The organism is Thalassotalea litorea, assembly GCF_005843925.1.
Lineage (GTDB): Bacteria > Pseudomonadota > Gammaproteobacteria > Enterobacterales > Alteromonadaceae > Thalassotalea_A > Thalassotalea_A litorea_A.
Window position 1 is genome coordinate 1 of sequence record NZ_VCBC01000039.1, and the last position, 1,229, is coordinate 1,229.

The 1,229-nt window shown below is 44.6% G+C and carries 1 protein-coding gene; it reads right to left on the minus strand.

What is annotated here, in order from left to right:
* Positions 1-9: 9 nt before the first annotated feature.
* On the minus strand, positions 10-1,170 hold the full coding sequence (locus FE810_RS16990) for an IS30 family transposase (protein WP_138321863.1): 1,161 nt from the start codon (positions 1,168-1,170) through the stop codon (positions 10-12).
* Positions 1,171-1,229 lie beyond the last annotated feature (59 nt).

Below are 1,229 nucleotides of genomic sequence, written 5' to 3' on the forward strand. Positions count from 1 at the left end.
GCTGTGAGTTCAACCGATGGACGCAACACACTCATTAAATCGTTCAGCAGGTGTTTCATATTCTAGCGTCTTTCGCGGTCTTTCATTAAGTTGTCTTGCAACCTGACTTAATCGTAACTGAGAATGTACGCTTAAGTCAGTACCTTTCGGGAAATATTGTCGTAGCAACCTGTTCGTGTTTTCATTTGAGCCACGCTGCCACGGGCTTTTAGGATCGCAGAAATACACCTGTATATCGGTCGCTAACGTGAAGTCTTTATGGTTTGAAAGCTCTGCACCTCTATCCCAAGTAAGTGATTTATATAGCTCTGTAGGAAGCTTTTTCGATTGTTTGATTAGAGCCTTTATAACCGTCACGGTTTTGTTGTTTGGAACCTTGGCTAGCATTACATATCGTGAATGGCGCTCTACTAATGTGACGACATAGCTATTGTTCGAACCTTGTATTAGGTCACCCTCCCAATGTCCAGGAACGGCTCTGTCTTCTACTGAAGCAGGCCTTTCACTGATTGGTACTGCGTCAGAAATGCCTCCTATACCTTTGCCTTTTAGCGTGGTTTTTCTCGACTTACGAACAGGCCTGTGCGTCCTCAGATGCTTTTGTAGCTCTTTCTTTAATGCTCCACGAGCCTGGATATAAAGGGTTTTGTAAATGGTCTCATGCGACACATGGAGCTCCTCTTTATCGGGATACTTCCGTTTCAGCCACCCGGATATTTGTTGTGGAGACCATGCGGTTGCCATTTTCCGAGCAATTATTAAGCATAATGCTTTGTTCCCCAGTAGCTTACAAGTTTTAGGTCTTTTCGTGTTTTCCCATGCAACTTTATCGGCTTTATTTGCTCGATAGCATTTTGAACCGCCATGTCGTTTAACTTCCCGGCAGACAGTTGAGGGTGACCTTCCGAGCTTCCTGGCGATCTCACGGAGAGACTTTTTGGAAGCTAAACCTCTAGAGATTTCTTCTCTTTCAGTAAGGCTAAGTGAGCTAGGATGGCGCTTTCTTTCTGGAGGACGAATCCCTCCGGCGTTGTAGATAGTAGGTTGAATTGAAGTATGGCCGCGATTAAACATCCTTGCGATTTCATGCAAAGTATCGCCTTGCTTATATCTATCCCAGATAATTGTTTTTTGCGCGGCGGTAAAGTATTCACGCTTTTTCTGTTTCATGCAGTCGCTCCTCAAGTTAGTATAAGGATAGCGTTGCACTCACCGCTTGAACTCACAGC

What these genes read in the sequence shown, in the direction of transcription:
- FE810_RS16990 (WP_138321863.1), bottom strand. Translation starts at nt 1,170, where the DNA reads ATGAAACAGAAAAAGCGTGAATACTTTACCGCCGCGCAAAAAACAATT.